The 18,793-nt window shown below is 29.8% G+C and carries 20 protein-coding genes; 16 read left to right on the top strand and 4 right to left on the bottom strand.

Annotated elements, in window-relative coordinates; all coding sequences use genetic code 11:
• Positions 1–47 precede the first annotated feature (47 nt).
• The 15 genes from acpP (at position 48) to LL038_RS03895 (ending at position 12,992) form a co-directional block, all read left to right on the top strand.
• Positions 48–278: an acyl carrier protein gene (gene acpP / locus LL038_RS03825; protein WP_216119966.1), complete on the top strand. Its 231-nt coding sequence runs from the start codon at positions 48–50 to the stop codon at positions 276–278.
• Between the two features lie 56 nt (positions 279–334).
• A complete protein-coding gene (gene rnc, locus LL038_RS03830; protein ID WP_216119965.1) occupies positions 335–1,036 on the top strand; it encodes a ribonuclease III in 702 nt (233 codons plus the stop codon).
• Positions 1,029–2,129, top strand: coding sequence for an elongator complex protein 3 (locus LL038_RS03835; RefSeq protein WP_216119964.1), 1,101 nt, complete (start codon positions 1,029–1,031; stop codon positions 2,127–2,129). Before rnc ends, LL038_RS03835 begins: the two co-directional genes overlap by 8 nt.
• Before the next feature lie 116 nt (positions 2,130–2,245).
• Positions 2,246–2,344, top strand: coding sequence for a DUF4044 domain-containing protein (locus tag LL038_RS03840; protein ID WP_216119963.1), 99 nt, complete (start codon positions 2,246–2,248; stop codon positions 2,342–2,344).
• Between the two features lie 16 nt (positions 2,345–2,360).
• Positions 2,361–5,915 (top strand): chromosome segregation protein SMC, encoded by a 3,555-nt coding sequence (gene smc, locus LL038_RS03845; protein ID WP_216119962.1) that lies wholly within the window; start codon positions 2,361–2,363, stop codon positions 5,913–5,915.
• A 52-nt stretch (positions 5,916–5,967) separates the two neighbouring features.
• The gene (ftsY, locus tag LL038_RS03850; protein ID WP_216119961.1) at positions 5,968–6,879 is read left to right on the top strand and encodes a signal recognition particle-docking protein FtsY; all 912 of its coding nucleotides are present in this window, start codon (positions 5,968–5,970) and stop codon (positions 6,877–6,879) included.
• A 99-nt stretch (positions 6,880–6,978) separates the two neighbouring features.
• A complete protein-coding gene (locus LL038_RS03855; RefSeq protein WP_171296907.1) occupies positions 6,979–7,326 on the top strand; it encodes a putative DNA-binding protein in 348 nt (115 codons plus the stop codon).
• A gap of 10 nt (positions 7,327–7,336) precedes the next feature.
• Positions 7,337–8,686 carry a signal recognition particle protein gene (gene ffh / locus LL038_RS03860; protein ID WP_216119960.1) on the top strand — a complete coding sequence of 450 codons (1,350 nt, stop codon included), beginning with the start codon at positions 7,337–7,339 and terminating at the stop codon, positions 8,684–8,686.
• Positions 8,687–8,734: 48 nt separating this feature from the next.
• Positions 8,735–8,977, top strand: coding sequence for a 30S ribosomal protein S16 (gene rpsP, locus LL038_RS03865; RefSeq protein WP_071613237.1), 243 nt, complete (start codon positions 8,735–8,737; stop codon positions 8,975–8,977).
• A gap of 34 nt (positions 8,978–9,011) precedes the next feature.
• Entirely contained in the window at positions 9,012–9,239 is a 228-nt protein-coding gene (locus LL038_RS03870) for a KH domain-containing protein (RefSeq protein WP_071613236.1), read from the top strand.
• A 92-nt stretch (positions 9,240–9,331) separates the two neighbouring features.
• On the top strand, positions 9,332–9,826 hold the full coding sequence (gene rimM, locus LL038_RS03875) for a ribosome maturation factor RimM (protein WP_171296909.1): 495 nt from the start codon (positions 9,332–9,334) through the stop codon (positions 9,824–9,826).
• Entirely contained in the window at positions 9,823–10,545 is a 723-nt protein-coding gene (gene trmD / locus LL038_RS03880) for a tRNA (guanosine(37)-N1)-methyltransferase TrmD (protein ID WP_216120068.1), read from the top strand. Before rimM ends, trmD begins: the two co-directional genes overlap by 4 nt.
• A 168-nt stretch (positions 10,546–10,713) precedes the next feature.
• Entirely contained in the window at positions 10,714–11,061 is a 348-nt protein-coding gene (gene rplS, locus LL038_RS03885) for a 50S ribosomal protein L19 (RefSeq protein ID WP_171296911.1), read from the top strand.
• A 127-nt stretch (positions 11,062–11,188) separates the two neighbouring features.
• Positions 11,189–12,040: a ribosome biogenesis GTPase YlqF gene (gene ylqF, locus LL038_RS03890; RefSeq protein WP_171296996.1), complete on the top strand. Its 852-nt coding sequence runs from the start codon at positions 11,189–11,191 to the stop codon at positions 12,038–12,040.
• Between the two features lie 133 nt (positions 12,041–12,173).
• Positions 12,174–12,992: a ribonuclease HII gene (locus LL038_RS03895; protein WP_216119959.1), complete on the top strand. Its 819-nt coding sequence runs from the start codon at positions 12,174–12,176 to the stop codon at positions 12,990–12,992.
• Positions 12,993–13,067: 75 nt separating this feature from the next.
• Here LL038_RS03895 and LL038_RS03900 read toward each other — a convergent pair whose 3' ends face one another.
• On the bottom strand, positions 13,068–13,436 hold the full coding sequence (locus LL038_RS03900) for a YraN family protein (protein WP_216119958.1): 369 nt from the start codon (positions 13,434–13,436) through the stop codon (positions 13,068–13,070).
• 279 nt (positions 13,437–13,715) lie between these two features.
• Here LL038_RS03900 and LL038_RS03905 point away from each other — a divergent pair, with 279 nt between their 5' ends.
• Positions 13,716–14,762 carry an HD-GYP domain-containing protein gene (locus tag LL038_RS03905; protein ID WP_216119957.1) on the top strand — a complete coding sequence of 349 codons (1,047 nt, stop codon included), beginning with the start codon at positions 13,716–13,718 and terminating at the stop codon, positions 14,760–14,762.
• Between the two features lie 114 nt (positions 14,763–14,876).
• Here LL038_RS03905 and LL038_RS03910 read toward each other — a convergent pair whose 3' ends face one another.
• The 3 genes from LL038_RS03910 to gltS form a co-directional block, all read right to left on the bottom strand.
• A complete protein-coding gene (locus LL038_RS03910; protein ID WP_216119956.1) occupies positions 14,877–16,142 on the bottom strand; it encodes an ABC transporter permease in 1,266 nt (421 codons plus the stop codon).
• Between the two features lie 2 nt (positions 16,143–16,144).
• On the bottom strand, positions 16,145–17,035 hold the full coding sequence (locus LL038_RS03915; protein ID WP_216119955.1) for an ABC transporter ATP-binding protein: 891 nt from the start codon (positions 17,033–17,035) through the stop codon (positions 16,145–16,147).
• 117 nt (positions 17,036–17,152) lie between these two features.
• A complete protein-coding gene (gltS, locus tag LL038_RS03920) occupies positions 17,153–18,358 on the bottom strand; it encodes a sodium/glutamate symporter (RefSeq protein ID WP_216119954.1) in 1,206 nt (401 codons plus the stop codon).
• Positions 18,359–18,793 lie beyond the last annotated feature (435 nt).

Raw genomic sequence — 18,793 nt, forward strand, 5'->3', positions numbered from 1 at the left:
TAGTGATTATTACGTAACATATAAAAATACAAGGAAGGTGAAAAATTATGTTTGAAGAAATTAGAGCTTGCATATCATCACAATTAAATATAGATGAGGAAGAAATAAAAATAGGATCATCTTTTATGAATGATTTAGGGGCAGATTCTCTTGATATTGTAGAATTAATTATGGAGCTTGAGGAAAAATATGATATAGAAATTCCGGATGAAGATGTCGAAAAAATTGCCACTGTTGGTGATATAGTAGAGTATATTAAAGCTCATTCTGAGGAATAAGTGATATAACTACAGATAAAATTTTTAAAATAAACTTCCGAGAAGGAGTAATGATTATGAAAAATGATATACAATTACAGGACCTTGAAAACAAACTGAAATTAAATTTTAGTGATAAGAATTTATTAAAAACTGCAATTACCCATAGTTCTTATGCAAATCAAAAAAAGAAGGTTGAGTTTAATGAAAGACTCGAGTTCTTAGGGGATTCCGTATTGCAACTTATAATATCCGAACACTTATATAGTCGGTTTACGCAGAAACCTGAAGGTTATTTAACTAAAATTAGGTCGCTGATAGTGTGCGAAAATTCGCTTTGTGATATAGCTAATAGTTGGGAACTTGGTTTATATATGAACATGAGTAAGGGTGAAGAAATTACTGGCGGTAGAAATAGAGTATCGATACTCGCTGATTGTGTTGAAGCAGTGCTTGCTGCTATATATTTGGATAAAGGAATAGAGTATTCTAAGGAATTTATACTTAATAACTTTAAAACAACTATTGAGAAAGCAATTAATAATGAGATAATTTTAGATTATAAGACAAAACTTCAAGAGATATTTCAGCAAAATGGAGAAGTTAATATCCGTTATGAACTTGTAAAATTTGAAGGACCACCTCATAGACGAAAGTTTTTTGTTAATATTTTGATAAATGATTGCGTTAAAGGTTCAGGGCAAGGGTTTAGCAAAAAAGAAGCAGAACAAAATGCAGCTAAAGAGGTTATGGTAAATAAGGATGATGTACATGAGTAATTTGCATTACATTATTCCTATATTTGTCCCACATGAAGGATGCCCCCATGAGTGTGTGTTTTGCAATCAAGATAGTATAACAGGCACAAAATCGAAAGTCGATGCAATGTATGTAGAAAAAACAATAAATGAATACCTTGAAACCATAAAGAATGATGATGCTATTATTGAAGTATCCTTTTTTGGAGGGACATTTACAGCTATAAAAATAGAAAAACAAATAGAATTATTAACTGTTGCTAAAAAGTTTAAAGATGATAATAAAATAAAATACATTAGGTTATCTACAAGACCAGATTACATTGATGATAATATATTAAAAAATTTAAAAAAGTACTCTGTAGATATTATAGAACTTGGAGTCCAATCTATGGATGAAGAGGTACTATTAAAATCTGGACGGGGTCATACTGCGTCAGATGTAGAATATGCATCTAAGCTAATAAGGCAATATGGTTTCACTTTAGGACATCAAATAATGATAGGCCTTCCAGGAGATAATATAACTAAAGATATTGAGACAACTAAAAGAGTTATTGATCTTAAACCAGATATTTGCCGTATATATCCTGCTCTTGTGATTAAAAACACTCAAATGGAAAAAATGTACATAGAGCATAAATTTAAACCTTATTCATTAAGTGAGGCGGTAAATATAAGTAAGATTATTTATATTATGTTGACACAAAACCAAATAAATGTTATTAGAATAGGATTACAACCTACAAGTGAAATATCAGAGGGACATGATCTTGTTGCGGGTCCATTTCATCCTGCATTTAGAGAGCTAGTTGAGGGTAGTATATATAGTGGTTTAATATATGATGTTATCGTAAATAGTTTTAATAAAGAGGTTATTCATGATAAGGCTTTAGTAAAAATTAATCCAAAAGATATTTCAAAGCTTTATGCTAATGGAAAAATTTATTTTAATGAACTAAAAAATAGATTAAAAACAATTTCTATAGATGTATCTCAAGATATTACAGTTAAACGTGGAAGTCTTAGCATAAAAATAAAAGAACAGTGTATTATTATGACTATATATGAATATGTGTCTATAAAGCATAAAAAAAATTCTGATTTAGTGTAAAATATAATTTCAATTATTAAAAGGTTAATTAAGTATATATTGCATTTAATAAATTTATAGTAATATATTCTTTTTTATATTAAAAAAATTATAAAAATAAAAATATGAGGTGAAGTATGAAAAAGCAAAAAAGAGATAAATATACAAAGGTAATGATTTATGGTATTGTTGTTATTTTTATGGTAGGTTTTGTATTACCAGTGCTATTTAGGTAAAATAGGAGAGTGTTTCATGTTCTTAAAATCAATTGAAATAAGAGGATTTAAATCCTTTGCAGATAAGACTGAATTAACATTTGAGAAGGGTATTACAGCAGTAGTGGGACCTAATGGAAGTGGGAAAAGTAATATCTCGGATGCCGTAAGATGGGTCCTTGGAGAACAAAGTGTACGAAGCCTAAGAGGCGATAAAATGGAAGACGTTATATTTGCAGGTACACAGTTTAGAAAACCGGTGGGGCTAGCTCAGGTGTCGTTAACACTTGATAATAGTGAGTCAGAATTAGATATTGATTATGCTAATGTAACTATATCGAGAAGATTATATCGCTCAGGAGAAAGTGAATATTTAATAAATAATACATCTTGTAGGTTAAAAGATGTTCAACAGCTCTTTATGGATACAGGCATAGGAAAAGAAGGATATTCAATTATTGGTCAAGGTAAAATTGATGCTATTTTAAGTGGTAAAGCTGAAGAAAGAAGAAAATTATTTGAAGAAGCTGCAGGAATTGTTAAATATAAAACAAGGAAAGAAGAAGCAGAAAAAAGACTAGATAACACAGATCAAAATTTAATTAGAATAAGTGATATCTTAAGTACTTATGAGGAACGATTAGAACCATTAATGAATGAAAGTGATAAGGCAAAAAGATTTTTAAAGCTTTTCGAAGAATTGAAAAGTAAAGAAGTTAGCATAATTATTGATTCTATTACTAAAGTAGAAGAAAAAATGGAAGGATTACATGATGAATTAGATAATTTACAGGTAGAAGTTGTAAAAACTACGAAAGAAAAAATATCTTTTAAGAAAGATGTTGAATTATTAAATGATAAGTTTGAAAAATTTGAGAATAAAAGCCAGGAAGAAAAACAATTATTTTATGATAATAAGATAATATATCAAAATAATATCTCACAAATAAATATTCTTCATGAGAGAATAGAAAATTTAGAAAAGGTCATTGATAAAACAACCAATGAGAGTTGTATAACTCATAAAAGTTTGTTAGAACTTAAAAACAATAACACAAAAGCTGAGGATTCGTTAAATAATATAAAAAATATTCAAATAGAAATAGATGAAGGAATCAAATCAGAAGAAATAAAAATAAAAACGATTCAGGAAAATATAGAAATTGAAAGCAATGAAATTAAATCGCTTAAGGAAGAGAAACAAAATAATATTAACGGAAATATGGTGTCTAACAATAGTTTATTATTATTAAATAATAATATAGATATATCTAAAAATAGAATAATAATGCTTACAAACACTATTGAAGATCTTGAAAATTCAATAAAAGTGAACCTTACTACAAAAATAACGCTTGAAAATGAAATGAAAGAAGTAAGGCACAAGATTATAAAATGTCAAAGTAAGCTTGATGAAAATAAAATTGAAATTATTAAACTTCAAAATATTTTAGCTATAGATGAAAAAGATATGGAGAATTGTAGTTTTAAAATTAATAAAGCGGAAGCTAATTTTAATGTACTTACAATACTCGAGAAAAAACATGAAGGTTATAATAAATCGGTAAAGAACTTAATGCAAAACGTTAATGAAGGTAAAATAGGTAACGTTCATGAATGTTTTGTACTTGGTGAAATTATAAGGGTCGAAAAGTATTTAGAAGTGGCTTTAGAAATTGCTTTGGGTGGTACTATATCACACATAATAACTAAAGATGAAAACGTGGCAAGAATATTAATAAATTATTTAAAAGCAAATAAACTTGGACGTGCGACATTTTTACCCTTAAACATTATTAAGGGCAGAAAGATTATCATTGATAATGAAACTAAAAGTAATTCAGGTTTTGTAGGAATAGCAAGTGAACTTATAGAGTATGATGAAAAATTTAGTGAGGTTATGGCATTTATTTTAGGTAGAACAATTATCTGTAAAGATATGGATTCAGCTTTGCAGATATCAAAATGTAATAATCATAGAATTAAAATTGTTACGCTATCGGGTGAGGTTATAAACGTTGGTGGGTCACTAACTGGTGGAAGTGTATATACAAAAACATCAAGTATAATTGGAAGAAAAAGAGAACTTAAAGAATTAGATAAGGATTTATCAACTCTAAAAAAGGAAAACATTATTTATCTAGAAAAAATAAAAAAAGGTAAAAGTGAAATTTTAAGATATGATGATGAAAATTTAAAAATAAGAGAAAAAATTCACTTTGAAAACATTGAGGTAGCAAAAAAAGAGGCTAAAATAAACTCAATAGTGGATGATACAAATAGATTACAGAGCAATAGTAGAAATTCAAATATTGAAAAATCTTCAGAAGATAGTAAACTTAAAAAAGGATATATAGAAATTGAAGAAAAGAAGATGTTAGTTACTAAGTTCACACATTTAAAAGACGAAATAGAGCAAAATTTAAATAGAATTGAATTTAAATTAAAAGATAAATTGCAAGAAATTGATAATATAAAAGAAGTAATTACAGAGTCTAAGATAAAAAAGGCTCAAATCTATGAGGCGTTACGTAATAAGGAGTCTGAAATTAAAAGATTGAATGTAGACATGTTATCTCGAAGTGAAAAGATTATTATATATTCTAGAGAAATAGAAGAAGCTATAAAAAACAAGGAAACAAGTGTATGTTCAATTCAAAGTGTAGAAAAAAAGGCAAATGAAATATTGATTAACATAGAAGAAATGAAAAAAAACTTTGATGATTATGAAATTCAAAGGATTAAGATTAAAGATAATATAAAAACAAATGTGGATCAGTTTGATAATGTTACGTCGATACTTGAAAAAACGGAAAAAAGTTTATATAAGTGTCAATTAGCTCTAGCAAAAGTAAGTATGGAAAAGGATAATTACTATAAAAAATTGAATGAAGACTTTGAACTAACATATGCGGAGGCTCTAATATTTAAAAAAGAAATTGATGATATTTATAAGCTTAAAAATGAAATAGCAAAATTAAAAGAGGATATAACACTTCTTGGTAAAATAAATGTAAGTGCTATTGAAGAGTATAAAGAGGTCAAAGACAAATATACATTTATGAATGGTCAAAAGGAAGACTTAGTATCAGCTAAAAATGAATTATTGACTGTAATAAGTGGAATGACACAAAAAATGAAAAAAATATTTGCGGAAAATTTTATTATATTAAGACAAAATTTTAATGAGACATTCATGGAGTTATTTAAAGGTGGTAGCGCAGATTTAATACTTACAGAGGGCGATGAACTTACAGCAAAAATTGACATAAACGTTCAGCCACCAGGGAAAAAACTTCAAAATATAAGTTTGATGTCTGGTGGGGAAAAAGTTTTATCAGCGATTGCATTATTATTTGCAATACTTAAGATGAAGCCAACGCCATTTTGTATTTTGGATGAAATAGAGGCAGCACTCGATGATGCAAACGTTGTTAGATACGCGGAGTTTTTAAAGAGATTTGCGGACGATGTTCAATTCATTATAATAACCCACAGGAAAGGAACTATGGAGGCTGGGGATGTATTATATGGTGTTACTATGGAAGAGAAGGGTGTGTCAAAAATAGTATCCATTGATTTAAAAAAGTAAGGGCTTATAATAATCATTTTGCGTTTTAAAGTATAAACAAGGAGGACTTGAAATGTTTGGAGGATTTTTTGATAAATTAAAAGATGGATTAGCAAAGACTAGAAATAGTATTACAGAAAAAGTTAGTGATGTATTAAAGTTGGCAATTACAATTGATGATGAATTGTTTGAGGAACTTGAGGAAATATTAATTACATCAGATATAGGTGTAGATACTTCTGTTTATGTAATTGAAAAACTTAGAAAAAGAGTAAGGGAATTAAAAATAAAAGACCCATCAGAGATTATACCCTGTTTAAAAGAAGTTTTAATGGATATATTAGGTGAAGAGGAAGATCGAATAAAGGAACTAGAGCTACCAAAGGTGATTTTGGTAATAGGGGTTAATGGAGTCGGAAAAACTACTTCTATTGGTAAAATGGCATCATCATTAAAGTCTAAAAAATATAAAGTTCTTATTGCTGCAGCAGATACATTCAGAGCAGCGGCAATTGATCAGTTAGAAATTTGGAGTAGTAGAGCAGATGTTCCATTAATAAAACATCAAGAAGGTTCTGATCCTGCGGCTGTAGTTTTTGATGCTGTTCAAGCAGCTAAAGCTAGAAAAGTTGATGTGCTAATTTGTGATACAGCAGGAAGACTTCATAATAAAAAAAATCTTATGGATGAATTAGCAAAAATAAATAGAGTTATTATAAGGGAATACAGCGAGGCTCATATGGAAACACTACTAGTTATTGATGCAACTACTGGTCAAAATGGAATTCAACAAGCTAAGCAGTTTATGGAGATATGTCCCATTGATGGTATAATACTAACTAAATTAGATGGCACGGCCAAAGGTGGCGTTGTAATATCAATTAAGAATCAACTTAATATACCTGTTAAATATATAGGCGTTGGTGAGGGAATTGATGATTTACAAGAGTTTAATTCTAAAGATTTCGTAGAGGCTTTGTTTTAAAAAACATGTGAAAAATATAAAAATATGTGCCTGTTAAGTAAAACTACTTGACACTACATTTAAATTCTGATATTATATTATTTGTGAGTCGGTGATGAAATGGAAAAAAGATTTGAAATTTCACTATTATTAGATTTTTATGGAGAATTACTTACGCAAAAGCAACGAACCATAATGGATTTATATTTTAATAATGATTTGTCTTTATCTGAAATAGCAGAAATAAATAATACTAGTAGGCAAGCTATTCATGATACTATAAAAAGATCTGATAACGCGCTTTTAGTATATGAAGAAAAATTGAAATTATTAAATAAAGACCATGAATTAAAGAAAACTTTTGATAATATAATATTAGAATTAGATGAATTACAAAATAATATAAAAGATGAAAAAATGAATCAGCTTATATGTGACATAAAAACACAGATTATCGAGAATGTTTAGGGGGTTTATTATGGCTTTTGAAGGGTTATCTTCTAAGTTACAGGATACCATAAGAAAATTAAAGGGTAAGGGTAAGCTTTCCGAAAAAGATATTAAAGATGCTATGAGAGAAGTAAAATTAGCATTATTAGAAGCTGATGTTAATTATAAAGTAGTTAAAGATTTTGTGAAAAATGTAAGTGAAAAGTGTTTAGGTAATGGAGTATTACAAAGCTTGACACCTGGGCAACAAGTTATCAAAATTGTTAATGATGAGTTAACTAGTTTAATGGGTAATTCAGAAAGCAAGTTAGAGTTTTCAATTAGTGGGTTAACGGTTATAATGCTTGTTGGACTTCAAGGTGCGGGTAAAACTACAATGGGTGGTAAACTTGCTCTTTCACTTAAAAGAAAAAATAAAAAACCGCTATTAGTAGCTTGTGATGTATATAGACCGGCTGCAATTAAACAATTGCAAGTAGTAGGAAAACAAATTGAAGTTCCGGTATTTACCATGGGAGACAAAGTGAGTCCTGTAGATATAGCAAAAGCATCAATAGACTTTGCTCGCGAAAATGGTAATAATGTAGTTATATTAGATACAGCAGGAAGACTTCATATAGATGAAAACTTAATGGAAGAACTTCAAAATATGAAATTAAGTGTAAAGCCAAATGAAATAATGTTAGTAGTAGATTCCATGACTGGTCAGGATGCAGTTAATGTAGCGGATAGTTTTAATTCGCAGCTAGATATAACTGGAGTGATTTTGACTAAATTAGATGGAGATACAAGAGGCGGCGCAGCACTATCCATTAAGGCAATAACTGGGAAACCTATAAAGTTTGTTGGTTCTGGTGAAAAAATGAGTGATTTGGAAGTGTTTTATCCAGATAGAATGGCATCGAGAATACTTGGTATGGGAGATGTGCTATCATTAATAGAAAAAGCACAGGATTCATTTGATGAAAACGAAGCAAAAGAACTTGGTAATAGAATGTTGTCTCAAGAATTTAACTTTGATGATTATTTGGCATCAATGCAGCAAATGAAAAAGCTTGGACCACTTAATAAAATAGTTGAAATGATTCCAGGTTTCAATAAAAAGGAATTGCAGGGTGTAGACTTATCTCAAGGTGAAAAGCAAATGGGAAAAAGTGAAGCTATCATAAGATCAATGACTGCATCAGAAAGAAAACATCCTAATTTGGTTAGTGGTTCTTCATCTAGAAAAAAGAGAATTGCTAATGGATCAGGTACTTTAGTCCAACAGGTAAATAAGGTTATAAAAGATTTTGAAATGATGAAAAAACTTATGAAGCAAGCAAAAGGATTCCAAAAGTCTGGTAAAAAAGGAATGTTTGGTAAAATGCCTTTTTAATAAAACACTTGATAGATTACTAGATATAGATTTAAGGAGGTGATATACATGGCAGTTAAAATAAGATTAAAAAGAATGGGTGCTAAACATGCTCCATTTTACAGAGTTGTAGTTGCAGATTCAAGATCTCCTAGAGATGGTAGATTTATTGAAGAAATAGGATACTACAATCCAACAACAGAACCAACAACTATTAAAATTGATGTTGAAAAAGCAACTAAATGGATGAAGAATGGTGCACAACCATCTGATACAGTTAAAAGGTTACTTAGCAAAATAGCAGTCAACTAGAAAAGTTTGTAAGTAATGAATGGAGGAGTTTTCCATGAAGCAGTTACTTGAAGTATTGGCAAAGTATTTAGTTGATAAACCAGAAATGGTAGTAGTAAACGAAGTAGCACATGAGCATACAGTACTTTTAGAATTATCTGTAGCACATGAAGATATGGGAAAAGTTATAGGAAAACAGGGTAGAATAGCGAAAGCTATTCGTACTGTGGTAAAAGCAGCTGCTGTTAAAGAAAATAAAAAAGTAGTTGTTGAAATAAAGTAAGAGTTAGGTTCAACCTAACTCTTATTTTATTTAAATATCGAGTTTTATTTGTAACATAAACAAAATAAATAATATTGAAAGGAGGATTTTAAATGAAAGATTTTATGAGCGTAGGTACGATAGGTAAGACACATGGCTTAAAAGGTGAAGTTAAAGTTTTTTCGTTAACTGATAGTCTCGAAAGATTTAAAAAATTAAAAAATGTGTATATTGATGGTGAGATTAGAAAAGTTGAGGGTTGTAAACTTCAAGCAGATAAAGCAATACTTAAGATTGAAGGCATAGATACCATAGAACAAGCAGAGACATATAGAAACAAGTATCTGATGGTTAAACGAGAAGATGCAGTTAAATTAACAGAGGGAAGTTACTACGTTGCTGACTTGCTTGACTGTAGTGTCTTCGAGGAAGGCTCAGATGAAGAACTAGGTAAGGTATTTGATGTTCTTAATACACCCGGAAATGATGTATACTGGGTTAAAGGAAAAGAAGAATTACTTATTCCAGTACTTAAGAATATTGTAGTTAGTGTAGATATTAATAAACATATAATAATAATTAAACCAGTAAAAGAATGGCAAGAATGAAAATAGATATATTAACTCTATTCCCTGAAATGTTTGAAATCTTTAATTATAGTATGATTGGAAAAGCAATAGAGAAAAACATAGTTAATATAACATCTCATAATATCCGTGATTACACAATTGACAAACATAAAAAAGTAGATGATTCTCCATATGGTGGTGGAGCTGGTATGGTAATGCAAGTTCAACCATTAGTTGACTCAATTCGTGATGTTAAATTAAGAAATGGTGGGAAAGTAATATTTTTAGGACCAAGAGGAATTACATTTACCCAGGATATTGCGAAAGAGTTATGTAAGGAAAAAGAATTAATATTTGTATGTGGTCACTACGAGGGCATTGACGAGCGAACCTATGAGTATATAGATATGGAAATGTCTCTGGGAGATTTTGTTTTAACTGGTGGTGAAATGGCATGTATTCCTATTGTTGATAGCATTTGTAGGTTAATTCCAGGAGTATTATCTTGCACGGAGAGTTATACAGAGGAATCTTTTTATGATGGGGTACTTGAGTACCCGCATTATACAAGACCAGAATGTTTTGAAGAGAAAAAAGTCCCAGAGGTTTTAATATCTGGACATCATGAAAACATACGAAAGTGGAGAAGGCTGCAATCACTCCTAATCACTAGGGAAAAAAGACAAGATTTATTTCAAAAGCTTAAGCTTACGAAAGAAGATAAAAAATTATTGAGTGATAAACATAAAATAGAATAAAGAAGAGTTATTTGCAGCTTAAATATCTTTCATATAAGAATAAAAGACATTTTTATGTTGATATATAGATATATTTATGATAAAATATAGTTTGTGCTAGTACGGGCGCTCCTCTGCCATAATTTAATGAGCACGAACGTCACAATAAAACTTTAGGAGGGAATGCACATGTTAGAAATTATAAGATCAATAGAAGCAGAACAAATCAGAACTGACTTACCAGTATTTAATGTAGGTGATACAATTAAGGTTCACATCAAAATTAGTGAAGGTAACAAGGAGAGAGTCCAAGTTTTCGAAGGAACCGTTCTTAAAAGACAAAATGGCGGTATCAGAGAAACTTTTACTGTAAGAAGAGTAGCATCTGGTGTTGGTGTTGAAAAAACATTCCCAGTTAATTCTCCAGTAATTGAAAAAATTGAAATTGTAAGATTAGGTAAAGTTAGAAGAGCTAAACTATTCTACTTAAGAGATAGAGTTGGTAAATCTGCTAAGGTTAAAGAAAGAATGAGATAAAATGGGGGGGCTGAAAAGTCCCTTTTTACATTTATCTATAATATAACATACATAAATGGGAAAGTTATTAATGTATATTACAAAAATAAAAAATTTATAAGACAGGGAGGATTAGATAAATATGGCAATGACCATAAATTGGTTTCCGGGACATATGGCGAAAACTAGAAGACAAATTGGAGAGAGTTTAAAACTTGTTGATGCTGTAATAGAAATTAGAGATGCAAGGATAGTTAAATCAAGTGCAAATCCACAAATTGATGAGATATGTAAAGATAAGCCTAGAGTTATTTTACTAAATAAGAGTGATTTAGCTGAAGATAAAGTTACTAAACAATGGATAGAAAAACTTACAACTGATACTGTAAAACCACTCGCTGTAAATTGTATTACAGGTCAAGGGTTAAAAAGTATAAAAATTACACTTGACGAGTTATTGAAACAAAAACATGATAGGCAAAGAAAAAAAGGCTTAGTTAATATAGTTACGAGAGTTATGGTAGTGGGTATACCTAATGTTGGTAAATCTTCTTTTATAAACAAACTAGGAAAAAACAACATTACTAAAACAGGAGATAGACCAGGAGTTACTAAAAGCAAGCAATGGGTAAGAACTACCTTAGGAATAGAGTTAATGGATACTCCAGGTGTATTATGGCCTAGATTTGAAGACGAGACAGTTGGGCTTAATTTGGCATTTACAGGTGCTGTAAAAGATGAGGTCATAGATATAGAGGAATTAGCACTTAGATTAGTAGAAAGACTTCAAATTAATAATGCACAGCGATTAATGGAAAGATATAAACTTACAGAAATTATGGAAAATCCTTTAGATAACTTAGATAATATAGCTAAAAAAAGGGGAGCTGTGATTTCAGGGGGAAATATTGACTATAACAGAGTTGCAGTTATGCTTTTGGATGAATTTAGAGGTGGTAAATTAGGACCTATATCTCTAGAGAGAGTAAAGGAAGATTAGGTTTATACATATAAGGTATCACATACCAATATTGCTTAAAGTATAAAGGCATCTTAAAAAAAATTAGCCAATTGTTCTAATATTTTTAAGATGCCAAATTCAAGATAGCTGACGATTATAAAGGAGAAATGTTATGAAATTTAATGTGGATTTTTCAAGCATGAAATATAAAGAAGTAAAAGAATATATCTTGAGTATAGAAGATGTTGAAAACGTTTCCAATGAAGCCGAAAAAGGAAGCATAATAAATAGCCTTTTGCAAGATAAGAGAAAAACTGTTCAAAAACTAGGGGTTAAAATGTCTAAAATATTAGAGTCGAAAGAAAAAGAAATTCAAAGGGTAAGGAAAATGTATGACTTTGATCGAAGTTTTGGAGACTTTAGATATGTAGCTGGGGTAGATGAGGTTGGTCGTGGACCTTTAGCTGGACCGATAGTTGCAGCTGCAGTATTATTTGATTCAAAATTAGTTGAGGACAAAGACTTAATATTAAGAGCTAATGACTCTAAAAAATTGTCGGTATCTTGCAGAAAAGAACTATCGCTTATTATTAAAGAAAGGGCATTAGCTTACACGATTATTGCTATTGATAATAAGCAAATAGATGAAAAAGGAATTGCTTGGTGCAATAATCAAGTATTTTTAGAATCGTGTGCAGGGTTAACTACTAAGCCGGATTTAGTTTTATCTGATGGATATAGAATAAAAAATTATCCTGGTTTAAATGAATTTGTAATAAAGGGAGATACGTTAAGTATAAGTATAGCCTGTGCTTCTATAATTGCAAAGGTATATAGAGATGAATTAATGGCAGATTATCATGAAAAATATCCTAATTATGGATTTGATAGAAACGTTGGATATGGTACCCAGGAACATGTACTTGCGATAAAAAAGTTTGGAATTATTCCGATACATAGGAAAAGTTTTTTAACAAAAATTTTAGAATAAATTAATAAAAAAATTGCAAATGCACTTTGTAAATTACTAGGTGCATTTTAAAAATTATTTTAAGAATACTTAAAATTATAATTGGAAAGCGTCTTCAATATGATTAACTAAGAAATCATTATTATCATTATTTAACAATACTTCAATAACATCAAATCTAAAATTTCTGTCTATAATATTTTCCTTTAAAATGTAAACTTGAGCTGTTTTATAGATTTTATGCTGCTTATAAAGAGTAACTGATTCTGCTGGTATTCCAAAGTTTATTCCATATCTAGTTTTTACCTCGATAAAGCAAATATAATCGTTATGTATTGCTATTAGGTCTATTTCACCACATTTGCATCTAAAGTTTTTGTCTATTACTTTGTAACCTAAATTCTTTAAAAAAATTTCCGCTATTTCTTCACCAAATGTTCCAATGTCTTTATTAAAAGTTTTCATGAAAACACCCTTCCCTAATAATACATAAATTACAAAATATACATGCACACTAATATTAAGGTAAAAAGGATAAAAAATCAATACTTTTCTTCTGTAAGAGGATAAAAAATCATGTATTTATGCAGAATATTATGCTAAAATGGAAATTATATAGTTTTATGTAGAAAATTAGATGAATAAGGATTATAGTATAATTATATTTGATTTAAAAATGAAAAATTTAAATATCCTTAATATGATTTTACAATACTAATATTATATAATCGGGGTGTAAGTAAAATGGAAAAAAGATGTATACCTATTTTAGAGTGTGAACTTGGTGAAATAATTGCGCAAAAAGTGGTAAGCAAGTACGGTTCGACTATTGTTGTTGAAAACACTACAATAAATAGTTATATTAAAAATAAATTAATGGCATTTGAAGTAGATTATATTTGGATTTATGGAGTTTGTATAGGTGAATATATTAAATATAAAGACAATGATCTAAATCAATTAAAGCAGAGTTATAACAGAAATATATTAGAGATCAAAAAAATAGTGAATGATTTAACTAATGGTAATAATGTAAGTGTTGAAAAAATAGATTTAATATCTAATTCTATATATGAACCTATAAACAATGAATATCATGTTGTTAGGTGTCTAAATGAATTGAAATCTATTGATGAGGATACATTTACTCATAGCATAAATGTGTCGTTGTACGCTATGTTATTGGGGAAATGGATGCTGTTACCAGAAAGTAAAATAAAAGATCTTATACAAGCCGCATTGCTCCATGATGTTGGGAAAACAAAAATATCTAATTCCATTTTGAATAAAAAAGGAAAATTAGATATTGAAGAATTTGAAGAGATAAAAAAACATCCTATTTATAGTTTTGAAATTATAAAAGCCATCGATGGTCTTTCGATGGAAAGCAAGGAAGCTGTATTAAAACATCATGAAAGAGAGGATAAATCAGGTTATCCAGCAGGTATAGGAGGATCTGAGATGAGTATATGTTCCAAAATTATAGCGATTACGAATTTCTATGCTTCAATAACTTCTGAGAGGACCTACAGAAAAAGAGTACATCCTTTTGAGGCTTTTAAGATTTTTCAAAGTCAAAGTAGTGTTAGTTTTGATATACATATAGTAAATACTTTTTTATCAAATATAGCTGCTTGTTATGTAGGCACGAAAGTTTTACTTAATAATGGTAAAATTGGTGAAATTGTATATGTGCCACCACAAGTTATCACTAAACCAATCGTGTGCGTTGATTCTGAATATTTGGATTTATCTAAGGAAATTAATTTAAGTATTGTAAATATGTTGTAAATTATAGGCGCAAAGTAAGCATCTATAATGAATATGGACAGTTAATAATTTTTATGATTATTAACTGTCCATATTTTTGTATAATATTATAAACTATTAAGAATCTTAAAAAATCTAGTTTTTATTTATGCTTGATATCTTCATTAAATCTTTTAGTTTTAACCGTTTGCCATAGTGAAGAATAGCCGCGGAATATATTTTTATTGAAATCCAAGCTATAAAAGCAATAGTTATAACTAAGGAGAGGAGAGAAGCTGTAATTTGCCAAACAGGAACTTCTGTAGCTAAAATTCTAGAAGGCATGGAGAAAGGAGATGAAAATGGAATGATAGATGACACAATTGATACAGTTCCCTTTGGGACTGCAAGTGAAAAATTTCCCAAATAGAATGCAGCGATAGATATAAAGGATATTGGCATAAGAGCTGAGTTAACATCTTCAGCCTTACTAACTGTGGCTCCAGCAACTGCGTTCATCATGGCATATAGGAAATAACCTAATATGAAATATACAACTATCATTACAATACTAAAGGGCGTAAAACTTGAAAAATCAAGTGCTTGCCCACCTATAGAAAAATTATCAGGGAAAGTTAATTTATAGGTTAGTAAACCAGTACATACAACCATAAATACTTGAACTAAACCAAGCAGACCCATAGCAGCACTTTTTCCAAGAATTATTATTGAAGGTTTTGTTGAAGTTACAAGAAGTTCCATTACTCTTGAAGTTTTCTCAGAAGCGATAGACATAGCCACTCCATAACCATAATAATAAATTGAAAAGAAAAGCAATATACTTACAATCATACTTGATATAGAACTACCAATCTTCCCTTTTCCTAGTTCACTCACATTAAAGGAAACATCAGTTTGTAACATTTGGGTTATATTATGTGGAACCTTAGCTTCTTTTAGTAAGTTCGTTACAAAGTTGCTTTTTATATATTGACTTAGCGCAGAGGGGTCTAATCCATCGCCAGATTGTTTAACTATATAATTAAAAGTGGGCACACCATTTTTCTCATCTAAAATTAGAAGAGCGTTATTTTCTTCTTTATTCACCTTGTTTTTGAGGAAATCAATGTTATTAGCAGTTTCAGGTTTAAATTTATACTGAGAAAAGACGGTGTTAAGTTTATTTAAATTTTCTTTTAAAATACCTTTAGAATCAACTACAAATATAACTCCCTTGGTTTTGGTATTTGATGATTCTTGCTGCGTTTTGTTTTTCGAAGTATTATCAAAGCTTTTTATTATAGCTGGCATGCTAACAATAACTGCGGTTAATATAAGTGTTATTATAGTTGAAATAATAAATGACTTTTTTCTTGAATTTTCTTTAAAAGTATAATTTAAAACAGTAAAAAATCCTCTCATTGTTATTCACCTACCTTTTCAATAAATATTTCATGGAGAGAGGGTTCACGAATCTCAAATTTATCAAGTCTTATTTTCGATGATATAATTTCCCCCAGAAGACTATAGGCTTGCTCATCAGATTTAATTTTTAGCTCATATCCAGTAGCATTTTTTGATATAAGATTTATACCTCGGCCTTTAATAAGTGTTTCAATTTCTTCTTTGCAGTTAATTGTAAGGTTTGTTCTTCCATAACTGGATTTTATTTCTTTTAGATTTCCATTAAGAACTGTTTTCCCATCTTTTAGTATTATAAGGTCTTCACAATAATCTTCAATGGACTCCATTTGGTGACTAGACATTATAATAAATTTACCCTTTTCAACTAATTCATAAATTACACTTTTAAATAAATCAGCATTAACTGGATCAAGACCACTTAGAGGTTCATCTAAAATAATTAATTCAGGTTCGTGTATGAGCGCTGTTATAAATTGAATTTTTTGTTGATTACCTTTAGATAATTGTTCCGCTGTAGAGTTTGAATATTCAGTCACTTTAAGTCTGTCGAACCAATAGTTTATGGCTTTTTTAACTGACTTTCCATCCATTCCTCGAAGTTTTCCAAAATAAGAAAGCTGATCTACTATCTTAGCCTTAGGATATAATCCTCTTTCCTCTGGTAGATATCCGAATTTTACAGTTTCCCTTGTAACAGGTTTTCCATTCCATTGAATGCTACCATCATCTTTTTCAAGAATTCCTAAAATCATTCTTATGGTAGTGGTTTTTCCTGCACCATTTGTGCCAAGTAAACCAAATACACCTGGATTTTGAATTTTAAAAGAAATATGGTCTACTGCAGTCTTTTCACCAAAAGTTTTAACTAAGGATGATACATCTAATGACATTTTATAATCCCCCTCTGTATAGCTTATAGGGGGATTATATCATTATTTACAATAGTTTACTAATAATTAAGATTGATGGGACATTGATTTCACAAAAAATAAATGTGCAGAAGTTATTTATTTCGCAAGAAAATTCATAAACGTTGTAATGACACCCGCGTTACAAAAATCTATAAATAAACTGCCAACGAGTGGTACAATAAAAAATGCTTTTGAAGAAGTCCCATATTTTGTTGTCATAGCTCCCATGTTAGCCATTGCATTTGGGGTGGCACCCATACCAAATCCACAGTTACCAGAAACAATTACTGCTGCATCATAATCTCTTCCCATAACATTGAAGGTTACAAAATAGCAAAACAATCCTGTAAGAATTGTCTGAGCGATTAACATTACTATTAGAGGTAACGCTAAAGCTGATAATTGCCATAACTTTAAACCCATTAATGCCATAGTTAAGAATAAAGATAATGAAACTTCTCCTATTATATCAACTTCTTCTGAGTGAACTTTATATGCATTTGTACAATCAGATATATTTCTTAGAATTGCAGCTGCAAACATAGCTCCAATATATGATGGGAAAGTCATACCTGTTTCTTCTAAAACAATTGATATAATTGTACCTAGTCCCATAGCTAACAAAATCTGAGTTGCTGCGCCCATAAAATTATCATGACGGAGTGGTTTTTCGTTGCTTTCTTTTGTTTCAACAAATTGATTATGTGCATTTGAATTAATTTTCATAGGGTACGAAAGATTATTTTTTTCTATTAATCTTTTTCCTATGGGTCCACCAATGATGCTTCCCATAACTAAACCAAATGTTGCTGATGCAAGTGCCACAGTGGTTGCACCTATGGCACCCGCTTTTTCAAATATTGGACCAAAGGCACCTGCAGTTCCATGACCACCTACCATAGGAACAGACGCGGTAGAAAGACCGATAAGCGGATTTAAACCAAACATTTTAGCAAGTGTGACACCTGTAATATCTTGAAGAACACACAATATTACGGATATACCTAAAAATATTAAAACCCCTTTTCCGCCTTTTTTTAGTAATTTAAGGCTTGCGGTAAGTCCGATAGTTGTAAAGAATACTGTCATAAATAATTTTTGAAGTGTTATATCCATATCAAAAATTAATAGGTTACTCATTTTTAATATTAAAGTTATTATTGCAAAGATTAATCCCCCAATCACCGGTGCGGGGATACAGTATTTATCTAAGAAAGCAAGTTTGTTTTTAATCCTTTGTCCTATAAATAGGACAACAACAGCAAGGGATGCTGCTTGAACCATGTCTAATTTTAAAGCCATTTTATTACCTCCTAGTATAATGTGTTTGTAAGTATTGGTAATAAACAAGCCATAATAACTACTAATGTCATCACTAAAATCTTATTTAATGTTTTAAACTCACAAATTAATTTTAATCTTATCTTAATCCAACAAATAAAAAAGCGGAGAAGGGTTTTCTACAAAGACTGTGTTAAATGGAGTTAACAGTCATGTATTTTCTAACTCTTTTCCGTTTGATTTAGGATAAGAAGTATGTGATCTTAATTATAAAGACTCACATTGTTAATTGTAACAAACATAACGAGATTATGAAAGTGAAAAATCATAGGAAATAAAAAAGTCATAATCATACTGTTAAAATGTATATATGTACGGTATACTTATTAAAAAATAAGATGATTTAATTGTAATCAGCATTATAGTTGGGAATTTTTAGCTATTTACAGTTTCTAT

The organism is Clostridium estertheticum (assembly GCF_026650985.1).
In the GTDB taxonomy this organism is placed as follows: Bacteria; Bacillota; Clostridia; order Clostridiales; family Clostridiaceae; genus Clostridium_AD; species Clostridium_AD estertheticum_C.

Excerpts from the sequence above, each read along its gene's own strand:
- acpP (WP_216119966.1), top strand. The coding sequence starts at position 48 with ATGTTTGAAGAAATTAGAGCTTGCATATCATCACAATTAAATATAGAT.
- rnc (WP_216119965.1), top strand. The coding sequence starts at position 335 with ATGAAAAATGATATACAATTACAGGACCTTGAAAACAAACTGAAATTA.
- LL038_RS03835 (WP_216119964.1), top strand. The coding sequence starts at position 1,029 with ATGAGTAATTTGCATTACATTATTCCTATATTTGTCCCACATGAAGGA.
- LL038_RS03840 (WP_216119963.1), top strand. The coding sequence starts at position 2,246 with ATGAAAAAGCAAAAAAGAGATAAATATACAAAGGTAATGATTTATGGT.
- smc (WP_216119962.1), top strand. The coding sequence starts at position 2,361 with ATGTTCTTAAAATCAATTGAAATAAGAGGATTTAAATCCTTTGCAGAT.
- ftsY (WP_216119961.1), top strand. The coding sequence starts at position 5,968 with ATGTTTGGAGGATTTTTTGATAAATTAAAAGATGGATTAGCAAAGACT.
- LL038_RS03855 (WP_171296907.1), top strand. The coding sequence starts at position 6,979 with ATGGAAAAAAGATTTGAAATTTCACTATTATTAGATTTTTATGGAGAA.
- ffh (WP_216119960.1), top strand. The coding sequence starts at position 7,337 with ATGGCTTTTGAAGGGTTATCTTCTAAGTTACAGGATACCATAAGAAAA.
- rpsP (WP_071613237.1), top strand. The coding sequence starts at position 8,735 with ATGGCAGTTAAAATAAGATTAAAAAGAATGGGTGCTAAACATGCTCCA.
- LL038_RS03870 (WP_071613236.1), top strand. The coding sequence starts at position 9,012 with ATGAAGCAGTTACTTGAAGTATTGGCAAAGTATTTAGTTGATAAACCA.
- rimM (WP_171296909.1), top strand. The coding sequence starts at position 9,332 with ATGAAAGATTTTATGAGCGTAGGTACGATAGGTAAGACACATGGCTTA.
- trmD (WP_216120068.1), top strand. The coding sequence starts at position 9,823 with ATGAAAATAGATATATTAACTCTATTCCCTGAAATGTTTGAAATCTTT.
- rplS (WP_171296911.1), top strand. The coding sequence starts at position 10,714 with ATGTTAGAAATTATAAGATCAATAGAAGCAGAACAAATCAGAACTGAC.
- ylqF (WP_171296996.1), top strand. The coding sequence starts at position 11,189 with ATGACCATAAATTGGTTTCCGGGACATATGGCGAAAACTAGAAGACAA.
- LL038_RS03895 (WP_216119959.1), top strand. The coding sequence starts at position 12,174 with ATGAAATTTAATGTGGATTTTTCAAGCATGAAATATAAAGAAGTAAAA.
- LL038_RS03900 (WP_216119958.1), bottom strand. The coding sequence starts at position 13,436 with ATGAAAACTTTTAATAAAGACATTGGAACATTTGGTGAAGAAATAGCG.
- LL038_RS03905 (WP_216119957.1), top strand. The coding sequence starts at position 13,716 with ATGGAAAAAAGATGTATACCTATTTTAGAGTGTGAACTTGGTGAAATA.
- LL038_RS03910 (WP_216119956.1), bottom strand. The coding sequence starts at position 16,142 with ATGAGAGGATTTTTTACTGTTTTAAATTATACTTTTAAAGAAAATTCA.
- LL038_RS03915 (WP_216119955.1), bottom strand. The coding sequence starts at position 17,035 with ATGTCATTAGATGTATCATCCTTAGTTAAAACTTTTGGTGAAAAGACT.
- gltS (WP_216119954.1), bottom strand. The coding sequence starts at position 18,358 with ATGGCTTTAAAATTAGACATGGTTCAAGCAGCATCCCTTGCTGTTGTT.